The sequence below is a fragment of the Vibrio sp. RM-41-2B genome, from assembly GCF_024744415.1.
Taxonomy (GTDB): domain Bacteria; phylum Pseudomonadota; class Gammaproteobacteria; order Enterobacterales; family Vibrionaceae; genus Vibrio; species Vibrio diabolicus.
In genome coordinates, this window is record NZ_JAMQWD010000012.1 from 1 (window position 1) to 21,145 (window position 21,145).

The window sequence follows — 21,145 nt, forward strand, 5'->3', positions numbered from 1 at the left end:
ACTAGGAGATAATATTGGCTAAGGTAACTAGAATCCAAGCGGGACAATACTCGGTGGATGATGGGAGGTTTATCGTAAAACAAGGTTCAGGCTGGCTTGTACTTACTGCAAACGGTTCTCATGATTTTGGTCCTGTACCTACACTCGCATCTGCGAAACAGTATGTTGAGTCGGGAACCACACCGTTGGAGCAGCATAATTTGTCCACGAAACATGGCAGAAGACAAAGTAAAAAAGAGTTCAATTCATATTTGGCGTCTGAAGCTAAAAATGGAAACCCGATGCCCGCAATTTTGTGGTTTATTGTTCTTTTCATAGTCTGCGGTGTTGCATTCGCTGTTCGAGGTCATTAGATAGCCAAAAGTCGTCGCCTAACAAATTGTTCAAGAGTGATTCGGCACGCGTGGCATTTTTATTATGCGTCGGTTTCTGTGGTTAAGGTGTTATACGGAAGCTTAGGTATTGCGTGCCTCACACCTTAACAAGGCGTTAGTACTGGTTGGGCATCAAAGGTTAAACATTCGGTGTTTATTGGTTCCCTTTCCCAGGTTTGCACCTGAAACGGAGCCAATTACGGCTCCAATGTTATACTTACTAGTTATTTATGAGATTTTGGCCATACTCAGAGTTATGATATCGAAGAAATGGCGATCTTCTTTTGATGGAGTAGAAACAATTTCGTGTCTACCATTTGTTTTAAATTTGTAATTTGCACAAGCACTTAGAAAGCGGTCCCTTGATACTTTTATTTCTGGATTATCGTTAATGAACTCATCCATACATACTAATCCGTAGGTCTTATCTTTATCTTCTAAATTCTCTAATCGTGCTTTAGTCTCGGATTTGAATTGTTCTGCATCAGCTCTAACGTTAGCAATTTCTTTCCTTGTTTCTATCAGCCCATTTGCGAGGTGAGCAATCATTTGAAGGGATGTGTCAGTAACATCCATACTTGCAAAGTTAGTACTCGTCGCTGGAGTGTTATCTTTTGCTGGCGGTGGGTACTGCTTGTGCTCACGTATCGATGGAATTACATCGTGGAAAATCCATCTTTGAAAAGCTTTGCCTGCCTCAGATGTGTCCCTGCTCAATACTCGGTACAGTCCCGGTTCTGTAACGCAAATTTCGTCGTGATCTTCTCCGGTTTCCGGGTGCTTTAACATGAAGTTTTTATGTTCATCACGGTCTAAAACTTTAAGCTGTGCTTGTAATAAAGTCAGCATTGATTTTGAATTACCGTCTTTTATTTTCTGGTTTTCTACACTAAGAGTTTTCAGTACGTCCCTTAAACAGGCGTATATAATTCCATTTGAGTAAAAGCTACGAATTACATGATCTTGCTTGTATTTTAGTGTAAAAAAGTCGTCCATCTTTATGCCTACAGTGGTTCAGGTATCAGAGTCATATTACAATACCGTCGAGCGATCCGTAAATGTAAATTTGGCGCAAAGTGTGACGTAGGGGTTTCAGCTAACAAAGCATTTAAGAGTGATTCGCAACGCTTGGCAGTTTCGCTTCGCTCAAGTATAGCCAAGCGTCGCTCACACCTTAATGCGGCGTTATATTGCCCCGATAAGTTCGGCTATTTAGAGCTTTAAAATGATAAGAAAGTACAACGAAAATGATATGGATTCAGTTCTTGAAATTTGGCTTAAAGCGTCAGTTAAAGCTCACGATTTCATTTCGGCTGAGTTCTGGGAATCTCAAGTAGAAAACATGCGTAGCATCTACATTCCAGCTTCAGAAACTTACGTTTACGAAGCTGAGTCGAAAGTAGTCGGCTTTTACGCACTGTATGAAAATAGCCTAGCTGCTATATTTGTCTCTCCTGAACTTCAAGGTAAAGGCATTGGTAAGCAACTATTGAGTCATGCTAAAACTCAGAGGGCGGAATTGAGTCTTTCTGTATATAAGGAAAATCAGGCTAGTTATCAATTCTATTTGTCTCAAGGCTTCAAAGTCGTGAGTGAGCAATTGGATGAGCACACTGGTCATCCAGAGTACACAATGAGTTCGGGCATATAACAAACTGTTTAAGAGTGATTCGCAACGCGTGGCATTTTTGCTATGCGTTGCGTTTAGTGTTTAAGGTGGTATGCGGGAGCTTCGGCATTGCGTTGCTCACACCTTAACAGGGCGTTAGGCAAATATTGGTGAGGTGATAATTGAAATGAGTTTAGAAAAAGCACTTATTAAAAATTTATTTACAGATGTTCTTATGGCGCCAGAGTTAGATGTTTCATTAATTGAGCAGTACGTCGACCCATCTTATATACAAAAAGTGGATGGAGTAGAGTTGGATTATGATAGCTTTGTAAATCATATAGAGGCACAGAAGAAAGTTATTAGTACATTAGATGTCAACTTTCTTACTTTGGTTCAAGAGGGCAATGTTCTTTTCAGTAATCATGTAGTAACAGCCCACAAAAAAGATGGCTCGATTATAAAAGTCAAAGTTATAGCCCAGTTCACGATACATAATAATCGTTTAGTCTTGTGTGATGAATTAACAAGGTTAATTGAGGGCGGTGATGAAGATCATGATATTGGGTCAAGGCATTAAATCACTTTGACTATTTGCCTAACAAGCTGTTCAAGAGTGATTCGCAACGCGTAGCATTTTCACTATGCGTTGGGTTTAGTGATTAAGGTGGTATGCAGCAACTTCGGTATTGCGTTGCTCACACCTTAACAGGGCGTTATGTGCTTACGGAGAAAACGATGAATAAGTGTCTAATCATCATATTAGCTAGTCTTTCATTTGGTGCTCTTGCTGAAGAAGAGTCCATTGACTGTAATAACGCGATGACCACAATCGAGATAAATCAATGTGCCGCTATTGAACTAGAGTCAGCACAAGTTAAATTAGACAAATATCTAAGTACTAGCTTTGAGCATAACTCTCATGACCCAGAACTGATCGCAGCAATTAAGCTTGCGCAACAGGATTGGCAAGCATATATGTCCTCTCACTGTGATTCGGTTTATACGCAATGGCGTGATGGAACTATTCGTGGAATTATGGCGATATCGTGCAAAACTAAGCTAACTAAACAAAGAACGCACGAGTTATGGGAAAACTTTTTAACTTACATGGACAGTACACCACCAGTTTTACCGGAGCCAAGTGTAGAGTAGGTTTCAACCACGCACATAACAAACTGTTCAAGAGGGATTCTCGCTTTTACCATAAGATACTGTTTTATAAGTTCTTTTTTCTTGATGTCACCCCCTGGGGGAACATTGAGGGGAACAGCGGAAAATAACTCTTAATTGTGATTTAAATCACTATTTTTGCTTATTTTTGTTTCGGCTCTTCACCGAATAGCCTCTCAGAGCAAAATGTGCTCAAGAGGAGCAATTCAAGTTTGTGGAACTAGCTCAGGCTTCGAGATACTTTTTAAGATAGCGCCCAAGCTTTTTAAAGCGGTAGCTCTTGCCCCATTTCGTGCTGGCAACAAGTAAGAAACCATTACCAGTTACTTTCCAACTCAAAGCAATTCTTTAGTTGTTGCGTCCGCTGTAACTGTGACAAGCTCTGCCCCGAAATGAGCTAGCTAGTTAACTGCCTTACGGCTATAGGTTAATTGAAACAACTTATTTAGAGTAGTGGGTAAATGTGCAAGCCACTAGCTTATAAGTCTTTGCCCCTTTTTGTCCTGGCAACTAGAAAGGAATCCTTCTCGGTTGCTTTCCAGCTCTAAGAAATACTTAGTAATTGCGTCCTCGGCCGCTGTAACGAGCCTATGCCCCATTCTGAGCTAGGACTGCTCTGTACCTCATTTCTATATGAGATTCTTTGACCTATTCTTTCTTATGCTACAAAGTGTCTATGGCCTTGGTGGCAATCCATCTCTCATTGGCTTAAGGAGTACGGGGTGAAGATTACAAAATTGACGTTGAAAAATTTTCGTGGTTACAGGGATGTGTCTGTCGATTTTGACGAAAATTTTAATGTGATAATTGGTAAAAATGACATTGGTAAATCTACGATTCTCGAAGCATTAGAGATATTTTTCAATAATGATACGGTGAAAATAGATATTAACGACCACAACGTTCATGCGGCTGGTCAAGACTTCATGTCAATTCAAGTCTCCTTCAAGCCTGAAGATAAGGAATACACGATAGATACCGTACCAACAGACCTGAAAAAGGAGCATCTTCTAGATAGTGACAACAACCTATCTATAAAGAAAGTATGGGATTGTTCAAAAGATAAACTAACGGCATCATCCCTAAAAACGTATCTAGTTGCCAACTACCCAACAGCATTTGACTCACCTCTGATAAACCAGAAAATTGCAGATTTAAAGAAACTTCTAGATGGCTATAAAGACCAGCTTGATGTCAACGAAGTCAAGAAGCATAAAAGCTCTTCCATCCGTCAAGCAATATACGGTGTTGAAAATCTGAATGATTTTTCTGTTATAGAAATCCCAATTGATAAAGAGGATGGGAAGAAAATTTGGGAGTCATTAAAGTTAGACTTGCCGCTGTTCTTTATTTTTCAATCTGATCGTGCAAACAAAGACTCAGATAAAGAAGTTCAAGACCCTCTTAAAGCAATTACAAAAACAGCTATTAGTCAATTAGAGGCTGAGCTTGAGGATGTAAAAGAGCAAATTAGAATCAAAGCTGAACAATTAGGACACAATACATTGGCAAAGCTCAAGGAAATGAGTCCAGAGATTGCCGATGTTCTTTCTCCTGAGATGACCCACAAACCTTGGGAGTCATTATTTTCGTTCTCATTCAACTGTGACGATGGCATTCCGATCAATAAAAGAGGGAGTGGTGTAAGGCGGTTAATTTTGCTTAATTACTTCCGTGCGGAAGCTGAGCGTAAGAACTCAGAAGAGCGTAACGTTATCTACGCAATTGAAGAACCCGAAACATCACAGCACCCAACATGGCAGGTTGAACTTTTTAATGCTCTTGTAGATCTATCGGAAAATTCTAATACTCAAGTGCTGATTACTACGCATAGCCCGTCTCTTGCGGGGCTGGTGAATACAGATAAAATCCGATTTATTGATCGAGTAGACGGTTCCACTATCGTTCGTAAAGGGAGTCAAGAAAACTTGGAGGATATTGCAAATACGTTAGGTATGTTACCTGACGTATCGCTCTCAATAGATAACTTAGGTGTGCAAACGATCCTTTGTCTGGAAGGGCCAACTGATGTTGAGTTCTTTAGTCATATGGGCAAACTATTCGATCTAGACTTGAAAAATGATGACCGCATATTAACGATATTCTTAGGCGGTGGCACTTTAATGCATTGGGTTAATAACAACTACTTAGCTAAATTGAATAAGCCCGAAGTTCATATATATGATAATGATGTATCTAAGTACCAGCTTGCTGTCGATCAAGTTAACCAGAGAGAAGGCTCTTGGGCTACATTAACCAATATGCTAGAGGTGGAAAATTATATTCATCCTCGTTTGTTTAAAGAAGTTTACCCTATTGACGATGACTTCATTGACTTAGTGGATGGTTGGGAAAGTGAATGGAAACATAAGAATATTCCAAAGGATTTATCTATATTTTTGAAGGAGCTAAAGGCTGCGGGCAATAATGAAATAGCTGGTGAAGGCGCAGGATCAATAAAAAGGATTCTATCCGAAAAAGCAGCCCCGCTTGTCACTGTCGAGGATCTCAGACAGCTTGGAGCTTATGAAGAGGTCTGTGGTTGGTTTGATAGGATAAAAGAGAACCTCCAATAGATACTAGCGTTAAGGCTTCAAGATACTTTTTCTTACCCTAAATAAATACGTTAGTTCATTTGCACTAACGTATTTCTGCCCCAAACCTTGCTAGCAATGATGATTCGTTCAATCTCATCATGGAAGTTTGAACTAGATTTTGTTATCCAAGTGATGCCTCAAGGTATGGGTTTTGTTAGTTTGACTAATGAGTTAGTATGAGATAAATTGTTAAATTAAGGCTGGATGGAAGCCTGCTCACTCCAATAAGGCAAACTCTTTCGAGAACCATAATCCTAAATTATATATTTTTTTCTTATTTATTTCGGCGGGAAGAAGAAAATTAGGAGTGGATTTACTTAGCTTTTCGTCTAGGTATATAAGATCATGAATATTACTCAATCTTTCATTTCAAATGTCAAGAAATTAGCTAAAAAGATTCAAGTTGAACTAGGTGTTAAGCACACCCAAGCACTTGAATTAGCAGCACGAGAAGTTGGCTTCCCTAACTACCATTCACTATTACAGCATTCGAAAAAAGCTAACAATCATAGAGCTAATATAGTTAATGCAAATAAAGGTATGGATGGGGTTAATCAAGAGTTCGCTATGGCTCAGGGGAATAGAGGTAAACAGCTTAATCCAAATCAAAACAGCTCTCTATTGGTTATATTTGATGATGATTTGATGGTAAATGAGCTAGAGTATGAAGGCACCACTCCCAAACTTATTAGACGTAACTTTAAGGCCGAGTATCTCGATAAAGGCTTTGCAACCGATATAGGTGCAAGGATACTAAGTTTCGCTGAAGTTAAACACCGTGACTTGGATATAGGCTATGGTTCGCAATTACACCAGTGGGGATACATCTGTGTTGAGTTCTTACGAAACAGAAACAATCCTTGGACTATTGAAGACGCTAATGAAATTGCGAAAGAGCGCATAGGTTCGAAATTTGGCTCTTGCTACCGTGAATTCTTTTTCATCGATGGAGAATATGTAAATAACCATGTCTATGATGAAAGAACTACAGCATTAGACCTCGAAAACGATAGACAGTACCATCCAGCAATCGATGGCTATCATGACAACTATAGCTAAGTGTTAAATTAACTAGTCCACTTTGAGTCAGTTGTTCTTCCTAGCTGACTCATCATTGCCCCATTCCTTGCCAGTAACCTTCTACCTCACAAATAACAGTGAGGTGGTTTGACCTACTTCTTCTAATCAGCATAGTGTCTATGAAGGTGGGGTCTTACCAACTTAGCCGACTAGTTCGAATAGGCCGTCTTATTTATATTTTTTAACCTACCGAAGAAACGTGTTCTCTGTTAAAGTCACCGTCAACTACGCTATTGAATAAAGACACCCACAGATCGCATGTCATTGATGGATTTTTATTCACCCTTAGAACTCATTTTAGGAATCCCTAGTGACTAACAACGAAATTTTACGTCGTATCCAACACGCGTTAAACCTTAAAAACGCGCAGATAATGAAAGCTTTCGGGCAGGCCGAAGTCACTGTGGCTCACGATAAAGTGGCAAACTGGTTAAAAGATGAAAGCGACAAATCTTGCGTTAAGATGAAGGATCAAGAGTTAGCGGTATTCTTAAATGGCTTTATTAACCTCAAGCGAGGAAAAAAAGACGGCGAGCAACCTAAACCAGAAGTCACGTTGACCAACAACATGATTCTTATGAAGCTGCGCATTGCGCTAGACATGAAAGCAGAAGATGTGTTGGACGTATTAGAAGTGGTTGGTATTAGTTTAAGTAAATACGAAATTGGTGCGTATTTCCGCAAGCCAAACAACAAAAACTACAAACAGTGTGAAGACCAACTGCTGTGCGACTTCTTAAATGGTGTGCAGTTTACCAATCGTCCCGATTCTGAAGAGTTTACGGGGTAATTTTTATCTCGAATCGAACGTGGTAATTGATTAAAAAAGCGAGAACCATTTTATTTTGCTACTCGCTTTTATCATGCTAAAGACCGATTTTAGAGCTTCACAATCACGTCAACTCTTTGTCTTTCTTCAGTAGATACCTATCAAACCACGCTGAAATCTGGTCGGCTTTTAGAATCAAGACACACACCGCCCCCTATGACCCTACCAAGATAAACCCAAGCTAAAACCCCAATCCAGTTAGGGGCCACTATTCTGGTCAAGATTACCCAGACATCTTGTAGTGATTAACTAAAACTGGCCACGTATATAGAGTTTTTCCATACTTTTGGTCATGCGTGCAGAGTCACGACTGACGCCATTGGTAACACCAATTTGCCCCAAAATGTGTCGGCATCGCTGGTTCCTCAGATTTGAACACGTGATTTAGAAATACTTAAACTTAGTGGTAGGCAAAAGGCAGGGCCTGCCCCCGAGCGGTGCGCTCTTAGCCCACGCTAATAAGCCATGACTTTGTTTATAATTCATAAAGGTGTGATATGGTTAACATAATTGACTAGAGAATATTGGTCTGAAAGCGCTATCGATGGTCACATCTGTGCTACTTACGAAATCACTGACTACGTAAAAGCAGAGGCTTGTCTGACAGCAAGCTACCCATTGACTAACAAGACCCAAAGAGAAGGTACTTCAACATCAACTACAACCAAGAAGGAATCGAGCATGAAGAAATCATCTAAATCTCTAAAAAAACTTGGTGCAGTTACTGGCTTATCTTCAGCGTTACTAGGGGGTTCTGGACTACAGGTTCAGACCAATGCGCTTTAGTCTTCATCTACCGAGATAAAAATCCTGTCAGCATTCCATAATTCAATGATTTTCCTAGTTTTCTGAGCATTCCAGAAGCACTTGCCAAATAAGATGAATCCCGCACCTTCTAGATCACGTCTTTCAGTTATCTTAAAACGTTTGAAGAGCTTATCTTTATGTCTTTTTATTGGAATCCCCACATCATCACAGTCGGCTGGGTTTAACCATTCCAGATCAGCGTCAGAGTGCGAGATTGTCCCCCAAAACATCTTAGGACGGGCATCTTTTGGGTTATCCGCTGGCTCAGCATCTGCAAAATTCACAAACAAGTTCTTAGCTTTATAAGGGTACTTTTCATCTATTGTGATGATTGTGTCTGAATGAGCTAAATCACTTCCACGCATCAAACTATTCAGCGCTTTTTCCATACCTAAGACAGTATTTCTAACAGTAGTTACAGCACCTGTATGCGATTTACTACTTCCTGTTTCTGTTGATTTAGGTCTAGATGGGCGAGCTATATTACTTTCCCCTGATGGCTTGGAGTCGGCAGCAAAGAAGTCAAAAATAACTTCACTTGAATCAGCTATGATCTTATCTACTTCGAGCGCATGCTTAATTTCACGTTCACGTTGCGGGGATGAACGTCCTTCGTCGCATCCTTGGACATGATAGCGCGAACCAAAACATGCAGCTTTACCATCAACACTTTTTTTACGGTAGTACGCTTCTGCTGAACATTTCGGATTAGGGCATTCTAGATGCTGTCTGTACTTTTCGATATCTGAGTTAGACAGCTTTTGAAAATTGAAGATGTTGTAGGTCTTACGTTTCCCACCATATGTACAAACAGCATCAATCATTTAGTAACCCCTACAATTAGTGTAATCTATTGACTTTTCAACATTTATAAATGTAGTTGTAAAGTGTTAGTACCACTCATTAAACTAAAACTTGAACTAAATCAATTAGTAGGTAAAAAGTAAGAATATTCAGTTGCAGTCAGTGCGCTTATTAGCATAGATTCGAGAGTGATTGGAGTATTATTGTGATTAATTTGAATAAAGATCAAAAACTTGCATGGTGTCACGCAGCCCTGATACTGACCAAAAAGGTTCCAGTAGGTAGTGTCACCGCTAATAACAAGCTACGAGATATGTTGTTGAATATAGGTTCTTTTGAGGACATCTATAATCAGCATTTCGGCATGTTTCCCATTGAAGAAAAGATTGAAAGTCAATTGGATAGAGCTTACAGCAAGATTGATTTCGACTTCAAAGTAATCACCATAAACGACCCTGAATATCCTGAGAAATTAAGGTCTGTAGAGGGGGCAACGCCTGTACTGTACTGCCGTGGTGATTTGAATCTATTAAATGCCGATAAAACCATTTCATTTGTTGGAACACGTGAGTTGCACAACCCTGAGCACTTAAGACATGGGGATGCAGTAATAGGTAGGCTGCTGAATGCTGGCTACCAAGCGATTGTAAGTGGTTTAGCGGCTGGTTCTGACACATTGGGGCATCAATCTGCATTAAAGCATTCAGGAAGGACTATAGCGGTTCTAGGGACACCTCTAGACCAGTACTTTCCAAAGGAAAATAGGGAACTTCAAGATGAAATTGCCAAGAATCATCTTTTGGTATCTGAGTATCCGATAGGCATACGTAGTTTTGGTTCTTTCTTTGCTAACAGGAACAGAACAACTGTGGGTTTATCAAGTGAAGGTGTTGTAGTCGCCCGTGCGGGTGATAGAAGTGGAACACAGTACGCTATTAGGCACTGCGTCGAGCAGGGTAAGCAGTTATACGCCCTTGAAAATAACATCTACGAACCTGAGTACCAGTGGGTTCAGAAATACAAAGATAATATGAAAGTGATCAGGCAATAGGTTCATTGATAATGCAGAGGTCTGCAAATGAAACTACTGATCTTCGATCTAGATTTAACTTTGGTCGATACGACCAATTGCCATGATTATTTGAAGACAGCGGCAGGTCGTGAAGCTATTGTCGATTTGCTTGATTCTGGTGAAGTAGAAACATCACTTTACTTCGATAAAACAGTTACTTTTTTCAATTCATTGGTAGATCGTTTTACCGATGGTGAAACAGATACACTACCAATCATAGTCTCAGATTCCCCGAAAGCATACTGTGAAAAGGTGTTGAATGTACACGGGTTTAATATTCCGACTTCCATGGTTTTCGGTGGAGTTGGGAAGCCATGTGTTGACTTAGACAAAATTGTCGATGTCATTCAAAAGCTCGATATAGAAAAATATGTCGATAGTACTGAAATTACAGATTATTTGATCATTGGTGACAGTCCAAAAGACGTTCACTTTGGACATGTACACAGCATACCTTCTGTTTGGGCGAAATGGGGCTACGTTTCCGCTGAGTATCGATTTTCCTTTAATGAATGTGAACCTACACGAACTGTCGAACGACTACGTGAACTTCGTAATGTAATCGCTGAGTTTATTGCTGATGGTGAAGCCGCTTTTAACTACAAAAAGCCCGACTTTGCAAAGACCAATAAGATGCGCACTGTCGATATTGATAATTTCACTGAGCATACAGTGCAAGACATAGGTTACGTGCGAAAGTATGTTCCAGAGGCTTTTGAGTTCGATAACGCTGACTATATAGACGCATTCTTTGAAGTACACTGGATGCTAAAACGTGCTAAAGATGTCCCGCAATCGCTCATTCGTAGAAACCGAGCAACTTACTTTTTTAAAAAAGATGGTGAGTTTATGGAAGCGAAGCGATTGAAAAGTCGCGCTGGTGCTTATAAGCGTAACTTTGTCACATGGCTTGAATCTAAAGGTATCAAAGGTAAGGTTCTATTAGTTCCTGTCCCAAGTAGTGTTCCAGCTGAGTGCAATCGAACATATACGGTAGATGAGATAGCAAAGTGGTGGGCTAATTGGACTGATCATAAAGATATCAAATTGCTCCATAGTCGATACCTTTTTGTAGAAAGGTTTGCACCTAAAATACCTACGCATGCACAGGCAGGACAGCGTTACATCGAAGACCAATTAACTACATTGGGTTTCTATCCTTCTATGTTTAACACTATCCCCAATGACTTAGCAGCAGTTGTGTTTCTAGATGATGTTGTGACTTCTGGTAATAGCATCAATGCTATGGCTACTATCTTTCGAGAGTTGGGGGTAGTCCCAAAGACATTGCCACTATATGGCTATGTCTGGTTCAAGACTTACCATCCAGATTTCGAAGATGATGACGAAGAGCTATTTGCTATGGCTGATACTGTTGCTGGTGAGAACTAACAGTCAATGGGGCGCGTTTTACCCTGCATGTTTACAGCGCCACACGATGTAACAGCCACAGCTTTACGCATGTCGGGCATAAGCATTAACCGTTTATGCCCATTGTAGTATTCAACCGAATAGTACTAAGAGGGGCAGGTTGCCTTTTGCTAGGCTAAGTTCCCATACTTGAAGTAATCCGTTTCAAAATAAATTAGTAGATGCCCTGACACATAAATGTCCATCTTCGTTTCAGCCTGTTCGGGCTGAAACATTTCTGCCCCAAGTGAGTTGCGCCTCCAAATCACAAAATGATGCTCAGTCAACTTTGATATACAAAAAGTAATAAGAGACAAAAGACAAGACCTGACCCCGTGAGTTTTAACAGCTTTCCCTTCAATGGTGTAAAAATTGTACAAGCGTAACCCTTTTTACAAAATCTTGTAACTACACAGGTCAATATTCAACAGGTTTTACTTGCATTTGTGGAGTATTTGTACAAAATTAATCCCTTCTAACCGTATGGTAACTATGGTGATTTTATTTGCTTCGATCTAGCATGGTGGTGAAATTGGTTTCGAGAACATAACGAGATCGCGAGTTTCCCAGTGCGCGAAGTTAATGAGAGTGAATCTAGGAGTAATCGACAGCATGACAGAAGGTTTTGCCAACAACGCTACACCAAAGTATTTAGGCTATGTTTACCAAGTCTTAATCGCCATTGAGAAGTGCTTTGATGCAAAACCCAATGAGACTATCTGGATAGAGTGCTTTGGGGATGTCTATGATGGTAAGACGTTCACAGAGGTAAAACACCACGTAGAAGAGCATAACTTAGCTAGTAACTCAAAAGATTTCTGGAACACTTTGAAAAACTTGGTGGTTGAAGATTCCTCTATATTTGAGCAAATCGTGTTACACACGACATCTTTCATTTCCGAGAGTTCAATATTTCATGGTTGGAACACACGAAGTGCTCATGAAAAACTCAACATCATAAAGTCTCACGTACCATCATCTTCAGTTAAGCCTCTCTATGACAAAATTTTTGAAGATGCATCGGATGCCGAGCTATTGAGCATATTGTCTAGATTTACAATTGATCAATCTCGGGAACATGTAGAAGAGAAATGGAAGAGCTTATTGGAAGCTCGCAAATTGAAGTGCGTGTTGGAGCCATACAGAGAAAGCATTTTCCATTGGATATACTCATACGTTAATAAAAATGCAATTGTAGACCACCGACATTGGAAGGTTAATATCAATGATTTTGACGATGCTTTCCAGTTTCAGGTTAACAGATGGAGTGGAGATAGCATTCCTTTTCCTGTAGACCGCACGGAGTATGATACGGAGCAGCAGCATGCTGACGGTTACTTGTTTTTATTGGAGTATAGAGATATTGGTTTGAAAGGCAGAGATAGAGGTGTTGCTCTCAATGATTACTTCAAAGTTAAAAACAGTGAAGAGAGCCTTGTAGATCTTAAACCAGATATTATGCCCGAAATTATTGATAACTATTTAGTAGATGCGGTAGAGAAAGCTACAGGATATAAAAGACAATATTCTTACGAAATAGATTATGAAGATTTAGGTTCATCTAAATCTAACAAGGCAGCTTGTAAAGCATATTTTGAATTTCATAATAGTTCGGTGTTAGAAGTGCCTGAGGTAAGTGGTACGAAACCTTACTTCATGAGAGGTAAAGTTCACGAGGCTATTAATAACACCGCTTATACTTGGAAATATAATAAAGAGGATATTGACTAATGAATCCTCAGGTTATTAGAGATTTGAAGTATTCTCCCTCTTTTGTTGCTGAAATACTATATTCATTTATTCAAGGAGCTAGACGAGTTGATGAGCGAGGCGCGAAGTTTGAGTTGATTTATCTTGTTGTTCCTTTTGTTATGGATGATGTTTTAAGGAAGAAACTAAATAGGTCTAATGTTAGTAGTACATTTCAAACTGCATTTCTAAAAGATGATGAAATTAAAGAACGGTTGTTTTTGATAAATGATAAAGTTCAATACTCAAAGTCTGTGACAAATTGTGGGATAATCTACCTCAGTTCAATTTGTGAAATTATAATTAATTCTTTTGTTTTGAATGGAAATGATTTAGAAGAAATATCAATAACAAATGACTATAAAAAAGAATTTATAAAGGCATCTTATAACTTAGGTATTATTTTTTCGAAAGAAGGATATGTTAATGTTCTTCTGAAATCCAAGGTCACAAATATATGAAAGCTTTTTTAAAAAATATAATTCTCATTGGTCATGATGGTGATTTGAAACGTCTTGGCTTTGACCGAGGGTTAAACATAATAACAGGTGACTCTAAAACAGGTAAAAGTGCTTTAATAGAGATTGTAGATTTTTGTTTGTTTTCGAATCGCTCTACAATCCCTGTGGGAAAAGTTACTGATTTCACAGATATATTCTGTTGCGTATTTGAACATAATAATAAAAAGATAATCATTGGACGCTCAAATAATCAGCCAACAAAGTGTTATTTTTCTGTTGAATATTCGGCTGATTTCTATGTTGATAATAAAATTAACTCTAACTATTTTAAGTCCAAGAAAACTAGAACTAAATTCGAAGTTCAAAAGGATTTCGAAGAGCACTTAGGATTATCGGTTGAAGATACATCATTGAATGATGATGACGATTATAAACTTAAGAAAGGGAAAGTCTCGATTCGGAATGCTACTTCACTATTCTTTCAGCATCAAAATTTAATAGCTAACAAGCATAGTTTGTTTTATAGGTTTGATAACTTCATTAAAAGTAGAACAGTAATTGATCAATTTCCTATATTTATGGGTTGGGTTGATAGCAGATACTACAGGTTGAAGAAAAGATCTGAAGATTTAGAAAAGCAAATAAAAAAGATAGAGACAGAAGAAAAGAAAGCTCTGCTAGGTATTCAAGAAAAAAGAGAAAAATTACTTATACCAATTAGGCAGTATTATAGAGTTTTAAATCTTAAATTTTTGGATGAAGATGCATCACTAGGAAAGCTGAAAAATTTAGCGAGAAACCTGCCTTCTGTACCATTGAATGCAGAGCAAAATGTTGATTTCAATAAGCAGCTAAATGCCTTAGAGAAAGCAAAAGATAAAGAGCTAACGTCTTTATATGAATGTAATCAATTGATAAGTCTTATTAAGGCGAATGAGGAGGAGTCAATAGATTACTCCAACTCGATGGCACGCCTTGCTGAAGTATCGCAAGATGAGTCAGTACCTAAAAACAGTGTTAGTTGCCCGTTATGTAGCACACCAGTAACTAGTGTTGTTTCTAAAGTGGAAGAGGTTAAGCGATCTAGAGCGCTACTTCTTGATGAACTGTCCCGAATTGGTAGTTACAAACAGGACAGTTCTAAGTCTCTTAACTCATTACTTTTAAAGCGAGACAAGCAAAAACAGGTCGTAGCTAATATAGATAATGAAATAAGACAATTAAGAAAATTATTCAAAGTTAAAAATAATCTAGATATAAGGGACTCACTAAATAATATTCGAGGGAGGATAGAGAACACCTTAGAATTCTTTATTGAAGGGCAAAAGTTAGAAAAATCTAACCACGATCTTCCAGCTATGAAAGAGGAATTAGAAAATTGTATCAGACTGATTCGAGGCTATGGTCTTGAACATAAATTTTCCGAGGCTAATGCACTTATCAATGAGACAATGAATGAGCTTAAAAAAGACTTAGATTTTGAAGATGATTTACGAAATGGTGAAATGAAATTCAAAACAGAAGATTTCACGTTCGCTTATTACTTTAAAAATCAAGAAATACTACTATCAGAAATGGGTAGTGGTGCGAACTGGTTAGCTTGTCATCTAGCGGTTTTCTTGTCAATTTTAAAATTAACCTCAAGCTCAAATTCTGTAATACCAGCAATATTATTTCTAGACCAACCTAGTCAGGTATATTTTCCAAAAGTAACAAGAAGATTTTCTTCTAATAATAAGCAAGAGTTATTGGGTGAAGAAGAAGTTGATGAGAATATTAAACAAGTAATAAATATATTCAAGGTTTTTGAACGATTCTTAAATGAACTTGAAAGAGATCCAAAAATTGGGTTTAAGCCACAGATTATAGTTTTAGAACATGCAGATGAACCTGAGTTTGATCAGTATGTTAGATATAGGTGGTCTTCAAATGGTCAAAAGTTGATATAATTTTACTAAGGTCAAGCAGTAACGTTTGACCTTAATATTATTGCTAATGATATCTATGACATAAAGGCTAACAATACTCGGGGTCAGATCCTTCTTTTTACCCTAGCAAAATTTATCTGAGAGTCCGACATTCACCAGATATCGTAACACAGAAATGTTCACTTTCGAGTTAGCGAGGTTAAGCTTGATTGGTCGGACTATAGGTCAGCACAAGCACTTGTTGCTTGTGCATTCAGAAAAGTGCATTTTTGTTAGGTTATATATATAAACTGAACAAATGCACTTTTTACATTAACAGAAGCTCTTTCACTAACACACTCACTCTTTGCCTAGAGAGTCCCATTTCTCTGGCAATTTGGGATAAGTTGACTTGTCCGTTATCTTCTAACTGCTTACGGTAGAGTACACGCAAAATTTCTCTGCGCTCCACGTCTGCACCATAGCCTTTCATCGGACCCGACTTCAATGGCTGATATATGCGCTGCGTAGCTTCATACCTCGCTAAAATGCTCAGAATAGCAAACCTCAATTGACCGTTATTGAAATGATTTAATTCTTCAGAAGCTTCCCATCGTGAAGATTCACTCTCCGAGTCATCAAGGCTTTCGATAACCATGAATCCCCAACCTAGAAGAGAATTAAAGCTGGAGAATTGCGTTAAATTATCGGTCTGTTGTAAGCGATGAAAGCTAGTAGGGTAGTTATTTTTAGCATAAAGAATTATCGATTCGGCATATGACTCCCAGTGTTCATCGGTTTGATAACTGAGAACATCAACTACTGCTGGGACGCTATCGTTCACCATGCAGAACAACTTAGCAGCTAGGCCTCTTTGCTTTCCGTTCTTCTTTCTATATGCATTGGAAAAATCTTTTAACTCTGAATTAGAAGAGTGTCTTTCCGTAAATGATAGAACCTTTCGTACGGCCGAGTTGTACGCTTTTTTGTTGTGAATGGAATGGTGCTCTTTACAATAGTAACTGGATGAAAATGTCCGTTTCCAACAAACAGCACACATAGGCAAACGAGTTTTGTATTGGGACTCAAAAAGATTTAATCGACCTTGCTCTTGAGCGATTTCAAAAGGTATCCATTTTTTAGTTTGGTTAGTTGCACTCCTTGCTTTTAGCAAAACGCTTTCTAACGAAAAAAGTAAGAACTCTAAATCATCATCTACTTCCACCCTCATCGGTAATTCGAATTCGTAAGCATATTGGATGTTATTTATAGCTGTGCTTAGTCCACCACAGTAGCGTATTAACTCTTCAACACTTTGTGGCTTCAGGCCTTCATATTTCCTGCAAAAAGGAATGGTATCTGAAATTAAGCTTGAATAATGGGCTGACAATTGTGGTTGAGAAAATGCTGTTGAAACCAGAATTCCCGAACTCTTGTGACACTTCTTTTTGAGGAGGTTAAGCCCTTTGTGAGATGCACTAGCTTTGAGTTTTTCAAGGTTGGATACTAATTCGGCTTCTAGTTCTTTATATCTCATGTCAACATGGTTGGGTGGTTTTTTGGTTGTTTTGTGTATGGTACAGAGATTTTAAAGTGAAGTCATGTTCAACACATAAGTCGGAAAATCAAAAATGAAAAAACAAAATTACAACCAAACAAAGTCAGTCAGTGAGCAGACTATAAGTAACTTACTTACTGACGGACATACCGAACAAACTAACTTTACTGACCAAACTTACTTGCTGATGGAAGCATCGTTTGTAGAGAAACTGAAATCGTTGGGATATAGCCCCCAAAAAGGAAAGCCATTCTCTGATTACTACAAAGCAATGAAAGAGGGCGAAAACTCAGGGGAGCCAATTGAAAACGTGACTCAATTGAATGAAGCGGTCGGCGGTAAGTTCAATAAATCGAGAGCGGCTTATGAAGCGTACTGGGAGTTCCATTCTCCAAACCTGGCGTTAGAGCCTATTCCGCAAGCTTTTTCCCAAAAGCTAATGGGTTCGATTCAGGTGGATATTGAAAGCATATGGCGGCAGACACAGGAAGAGATTAACAATGCCCTAGCTGAAAAATCTGCTCAAGACGACGTTGAAAAATCAATGCTATCACTTCAGTTGATAGAAAGTGGCGAACTCATCGATGAGTTGAGGGGCCAGTTAGTAGTATTGGAAGGGAAGGCGATTGAGTCTCAAGCAAAGATGGAAGAACTTTTTGAGACTAAAGCTCAGCTCATGCAACTAGAGCAATGTCAGATAGAAATTGAAAGCTTACAAGACAGAGATGCTGAAAATCAGAGAGTGATAACTGAGCTTAATGTCATGAATCGACAGCTAGAAATTCAAGCTCATCAACTCATGGAGCAAAACCAAAGGTTACAACAAGAATATGAGTTCTCAATGGCAGAGAGGTACCGTCTCGAAGGCCGCTTAGAACAGCATTTATCTGAACAAATATAGAGCAATCAACATAGATATACAGGCACTCAGTGCCTGCTTCAAAAAACTAGAATAAGAATAAGAATAAAAATAATGAAACTAGTAGCTAAAAATCATAATTTTGCTCATTTAGTTGAGCAAGAAAGACAAACGAAAAGTATCGTTGTTAAGGCATCAGGCAAAATCAATTTCCAGTCAGAAACAGCAACAATCGTAACCCCTTTAGATAAAAAAAATCTCCAGAAAGTTTGTGAGTATTATCGATATGCAAACTATCGTGTAACCATTGCTATTGACAGCCAAAATTTTCGCAAAGAAGCAGTCAGGATATTACAAGAGAATTACTTAGGGCTAGGTTGTTCTGTGTTTGATTTGTCAATTTCGGAGTCCCTCCCGCATCCTAAAAATGCAAAGCTTGAGTACTTATGTAAAGCATTTGAGTTAACGCGCTCTGGAAACCTTGCTCAGCTAGCAGCGAAGATAGCGATCATAAAAATTCCGTTTGTTTTTTCTTGTGCTAAACAGTGTGCAGCAGCATATATTCAGGATGATAGTTTGAAAGCACCTTTCATTCGATGTCTTGAGCGCAAGATAGAAAGGGTGAAAGAGGCTGTAGAGCGTGACTTTAAAATCAATTCATCTGATAACTATCAGCGAGTGGACAGCTTGAGAGGTTTAGAACTCTCTCAACTCCCGTCAACTACGGCAATTATCGCTGCGACGGGAGTGGGTAAAACAAGCTATGTATATACTCCTATTGCTCGTAGCGCTTCGGCAGATAAAAATGTGACTTATATTTCGCATTTGATTTCGTTAGTGGAGCAATTTTGTTTGGAAGTAAGCTGTGCGTCCTATCAAGAGCAAGATCTAATGAAGTTAGGACAAGCCAACAGCATGGGGAGTGTAATTAATAGTATTTGGAAACCCCATCTCTTCGAGAAGATATGCTCATCACATACTTTACTTATCGATGAGTTTGAGAAGGTCTACAAGACTCTCGTATGTAGCGAGAACAGTCGAACGATGCAAGCAGATAGAGTGTTTGATGCACTAGTTCATATTTTAAAAACTGTACCAAGGGTAATAGTAGCTGACGCTGATCTTACAGATAACTCATTATCCTTTCTCAAGCAAATTCGTGGGGAACTGTCAGTAATTGAGTGCGCAGAAAACCCTTATAAAACCCTTAACGCAACGATCTTGAACAAAAAGGAACTTTTAAATTCTAAGCAGATTCGAACTGTATTAGAGCGGGATAAAGTGTTTCTGTTTGACAATCTTCAAACACTGAAACAAGTCGTTGGTCAGCTAGGCTATCAAAATCATCTGGGTTTAGATTGCGAAACGAAAGCTTTAAATGACGGTGTACTTGTGCTGCATAGTGATAATCGAGAGATGCCAGCTCAGAAAGCTTTTCTAAAAGATCCAAATCGAGAAGTGACAAAGTACAAAGCTGTCATTGCATCTCCATGTTTAGGTGCTGGTTTTTCGATTATTGAAAACTATACCAACACAGTGAATGTCATCTGTGAATCCACCTTGATACCAAGAGAGTTAGTTAATTTCTCGAGGCGATTTCGATGTGCAAAGGAATATAACTTTTGGTGTGGCGATTTGAAAAGCTCTCGTAATAACCAATCTAACGACTGTCTTGAAAAACACCGCCACTCACATCTCGGGCTACGTTATACAGAAAGGTTGAAATTCGAAAGGCAAAAGCGAGAGCTTAATGAGCATCTAGCTCTATCAATGCGATTTACACTAGAAAAGCTTGGCTTTGCAGTCTCTTGTGAAAATTCTATGCAGCACAATACTGCCGTTTCCAAACATAAAAGGCAGTTTGATATTGAATTCAAAGCCCAACAGCAAATTGCAGTCGTGAAAGCGGTTGATATAACATCGACGGAATTTGCCACCAAACAACGTTGTAATGCACTATCGTCAATAGCTTTAGCAGAGGTCAGAAAGTTTGAGATCAAAATGATCTACAATTTAGACAAAATCAATGTAGAGCATGTAAAGTTTGATGATAACTTCGATAGAGAGCTATTTGCTCACCTCCCGTTTGTGTTGGACAAATCGAGTCTTCTAAAGCTCGGTATTTATTCAAGGCAGAAAGAATACATAGCGAATATGATTTATCTCGTAGTGTTTGATGGCTATAACTTCGAAGAAGAAAAGTCGAATCACTTCTTATTTAAATCTTCTGTAGCCGACGTATTGAGAAAGATGGATGGTGATGGCCTTGGCCTCTATTTCCCACCGCACTTGAAATTCCCCAGCTTAGATAAAGCGGAGCAGACTTACAAAGTAACAAGTTATTTAAAAGCAGTGCTGGCTAAGCTTGGGTTTGTGCTTGGAAGATACGGAGGAAAGGAGCAAAAAACCAGAGTATCGGTGTCACCTCTAGCAAAAGAGTACAAAATATGGTTGCGTCGAGCCTCACTGAAGCCTGTTGCTGGCTATGAATCAAGTGATTAATGTATTAGCTATACTCGGTTTTTCTAGCACAAGTAAAGCGATGAAAGATAGGACAGAAACAATACTGTCTGAGCAAGTTCAGTTCGGTCATTTGGAAATAAAGGGCGGCACCTACCAAGTTGCTTAGTATGCTTTTAGCCATATTCCACTGAGTTGTTGCTCAGTGGAATCCTTTTACTTTTTTAAGCATAGCAGCACGTTATGCTTATCGATAGACTATCGGATTCATATGTTGATTACGGTATACTGATTAGAAAAGATAAACTGAGCGAACGCACAAAATGGTCACCAGAATCAACAAAGCTAAGCTATATAAAATTGATATTATAACTAGGATTATTCTGTCTGCGTTTA

18 protein-coding genes are annotated in these 21,145 nt (G+C 38.8%); 15 read left to right on the top strand and 3 right to left on the bottom strand.

Annotated elements, in window-relative coordinates:
• The first annotated feature begins 14 nt into the window (after positions 1-14).
• Positions 15-353 (top strand): hypothetical protein, encoded by a 339-nt coding sequence (locus NB463_RS09045; protein WP_258431652.1) that lies wholly within the window; start codon positions 15-17, stop codon positions 351-353.
• 249 nt (positions 354-602) lie between these two features.
• Here NB463_RS09045 and NB463_RS09055 read toward each other — a convergent pair whose 3' ends face one another.
• A complete protein-coding gene (locus tag NB463_RS09055) occupies positions 603-1,370 on the bottom strand; it encodes a BRO-N domain-containing protein (protein WP_258431655.1) in 768 nt (255 codons plus the stop codon).
• Between the two features lie 229 nt (positions 1,371-1,599).
• Here NB463_RS09055 and NB463_RS09060 point away from each other — a divergent pair, with 229 nt between their 5' ends.
• The 7 genes from NB463_RS09060 (at position 1,600) to NB463_RS09100 (ending at position 8,448) form a co-directional block, all read left to right on the top strand.
• Positions 1,600-2,025, top strand: a complete 426-nt coding sequence (locus tag NB463_RS09060) for an N-acetyltransferase (RefSeq protein WP_042764686.1) — start codon at positions 1,600-1,602, stop codon at positions 2,023-2,025.
• Positions 2,026-2,170: 145 nt separating this feature from the next.
• Positions 2,171-2,563 carry a nuclear transport factor 2 family protein gene (locus NB463_RS09070; RefSeq protein WP_145473816.1) on the top strand — a complete coding sequence of 131 codons (393 nt, stop codon included), beginning with the start codon at positions 2,171-2,173 and terminating at the stop codon, positions 2,561-2,563.
• Positions 2,564-2,721: 158 nt separating this feature from the next.
• Positions 2,722-3,138: a lysozyme inhibitor LprI family protein gene (locus NB463_RS09080; RefSeq protein WP_023623408.1), complete on the top strand. Its 417-nt coding sequence runs from the start codon at positions 2,722-2,724 to the stop codon at positions 3,136-3,138.
• Between the two features lie 740 nt (positions 3,139-3,878).
• Positions 3,879-5,732 (top strand): ATP-binding protein, encoded by a 1,854-nt coding sequence (locus NB463_RS09085; protein WP_025607840.1) that lies wholly within the window; start codon positions 3,879-3,881, stop codon positions 5,730-5,732.
• A gap of 366 nt (positions 5,733-6,098) precedes the next feature.
• Positions 6,099-6,812, top strand: coding sequence for a hypothetical protein (locus NB463_RS09090; protein WP_025607893.1), 714 nt, complete (start codon positions 6,099-6,101; stop codon positions 6,810-6,812).
• A gap of 331 nt (positions 6,813-7,143) precedes the next feature.
• Complete coding sequence (locus NB463_RS09095) at positions 7,144-7,623, top strand: DUF1456 family protein (RefSeq protein ID WP_015728478.1); 480 nt, start codon at positions 7,144-7,146, stop codon at positions 7,621-7,623.
• Between the two features lie 549 nt (positions 7,624-8,172).
• Complete coding sequence (locus NB463_RS09100; RefSeq protein WP_258431828.1) at positions 8,173-8,448, top strand: hypothetical protein; 276 nt, start codon at positions 8,173-8,175, stop codon at positions 8,446-8,448.
• Here the strand turns inward: NB463_RS09100 and NB463_RS09105 are convergent.
• Positions 8,445-9,293, bottom strand: coding sequence for a hypothetical protein (locus NB463_RS09105; RefSeq protein ID WP_258431829.1), 849 nt, complete (start codon positions 9,291-9,293; stop codon positions 8,445-8,447). The genes NB463_RS09100 and NB463_RS09105 overlap by 4 nt on opposite strands.
• Before the next feature lie 185 nt (positions 9,294-9,478).
• Between NB463_RS09105 and NB463_RS09110 the strand changes: the two genes are divergently transcribed.
• From NB463_RS09110 to NB463_RS09130, 5 genes are all read left to right on the top strand, one after another.
• Positions 9,479-10,324, top strand: coding sequence for a DNA-processing protein DprA (locus tag NB463_RS09110; RefSeq protein WP_120416723.1), 846 nt, complete (start codon positions 9,479-9,481; stop codon positions 10,322-10,324).
• 27 nt (positions 10,325-10,351) lie between these two features.
• Positions 10,352-11,737: an HAD family hydrolase gene (locus tag NB463_RS09115; protein ID WP_120416722.1), complete on the top strand. Its 1,386-nt coding sequence runs from the start codon at positions 10,352-10,354 to the stop codon at positions 11,735-11,737.
• A 630-nt stretch (positions 11,738-12,367) separates the two neighbouring features.
• Positions 12,368-13,486, top strand: a complete 1,119-nt coding sequence (locus NB463_RS09120) for a hypothetical protein (RefSeq protein WP_258431830.1) — start codon at positions 12,368-12,370, stop codon at positions 13,484-13,486.
• Positions 13,486-13,965 carry a three component ABC system middle component gene (locus tag NB463_RS09125; RefSeq protein ID WP_258515985.1) on the top strand — a complete coding sequence of 160 codons (480 nt, stop codon included), beginning with the start codon at positions 13,486-13,488 and terminating at the stop codon, positions 13,963-13,965. The genes NB463_RS09120 and NB463_RS09125 overlap by 1 nt, the downstream gene beginning before the upstream one ends.
• Entirely contained in the window at positions 13,962-15,914 is a 1,953-nt protein-coding gene (locus NB463_RS09130; RefSeq protein ID WP_258515986.1) for a DUF3732 domain-containing protein, read from the top strand. Before NB463_RS09125 ends, NB463_RS09130 begins: the two co-directional genes overlap by 4 nt.
• A 286-nt stretch (positions 15,915-16,200) precedes the next feature.
• On the opposite strand, the gene NB463_RS09135 is transcribed toward NB463_RS09130, so the two are convergent.
• Complete coding sequence (locus tag NB463_RS09135; protein ID WP_258431982.1) at positions 16,201-17,409, bottom strand: MarR family transcriptional regulator; 1,209 nt, start codon at positions 17,407-17,409, stop codon at positions 16,201-16,203.
• Between the two features lie 94 nt (positions 17,410-17,503).
• On the opposite strand from NB463_RS09135, the gene NB463_RS09140 reads away from it, so the two are divergent.
• Both NB463_RS09140 and NB463_RS09145 read left to right on the top strand, forming a co-directional pair.
• The gene (locus tag NB463_RS09140; protein WP_257890076.1) at positions 17,504-18,331 is read left to right on the top strand and encodes a hypothetical protein; all 828 of its coding nucleotides are present in this window, start codon (positions 17,504-17,506) and stop codon (positions 18,329-18,331) included.
• Between the two features lie 72 nt (positions 18,332-18,403).
• Entirely contained in the window at positions 18,404-20,791 is a 2,388-nt protein-coding gene (locus NB463_RS09145; protein ID WP_258431984.1) for a hypothetical protein, read from the top strand.
• The last annotated feature ends 354 nt before the right edge of the window (positions 20,792-21,145 follow it).

Coding starts and splice junctions, on each gene's coding strand:
- NB463_RS09055 (WP_258431655.1), bottom strand. CDS start 1,370: ATGGACGACTTTTTTACACTAAAATACAAGCAAGATCATGTAATTCGT.
- NB463_RS09060 (WP_042764686.1), top strand. CDS start 1,600: ATGATAAGAAAGTACAACGAAAATGATATGGATTCAGTTCTTGAAATT.
- NB463_RS09070 (WP_145473816.1), top strand. CDS start 2,171: ATGAGTTTAGAAAAAGCACTTATTAAAAATTTATTTACAGATGTTCTT.
- NB463_RS09080 (WP_023623408.1), top strand. CDS start 2,722: ATGAATAAGTGTCTAATCATCATATTAGCTAGTCTTTCATTTGGTGCT.
- NB463_RS09090 (WP_025607893.1), top strand. CDS start 6,099: ATGAATATTACTCAATCTTTCATTTCAAATGTCAAGAAATTAGCTAAA.
- NB463_RS09105 (WP_258431829.1), bottom strand. CDS start 9,293: ATGATTGATGCTGTTTGTACATATGGTGGGAAACGTAAGACCTACAAC.
- NB463_RS09115 (WP_120416722.1), top strand. CDS start 10,352: ATGAAACTACTGATCTTCGATCTAGATTTAACTTTGGTCGATACGACC.
- NB463_RS09120 (WP_258431830.1), top strand. CDS start 12,368: ATGACAGAAGGTTTTGCCAACAACGCTACACCAAAGTATTTAGGCTAT.
- NB463_RS09125 (WP_258515985.1), top strand. CDS start 13,486: ATGAATCCTCAGGTTATTAGAGATTTGAAGTATTCTCCCTCTTTTGTT.
- NB463_RS09130 (WP_258515986.1), top strand. CDS start 13,962: ATGAAAGCTTTTTTAAAAAATATAATTCTCATTGGTCATGATGGTGAT.
- NB463_RS09135 (WP_258431982.1), bottom strand. CDS start 17,409: ATGAGATATAAAGAACTAGAAGCCGAATTAGTATCCAACCTTGAAAAA.
- NB463_RS09140 (WP_257890076.1), top strand. CDS start 17,504: ATGAAAAAACAAAATTACAACCAAACAAAGTCAGTCAGTGAGCAGACT.
- NB463_RS09145 (WP_258431984.1), top strand. CDS start 18,404: ATGAAACTAGTAGCTAAAAATCATAATTTTGCTCATTTAGTTGAGCAA.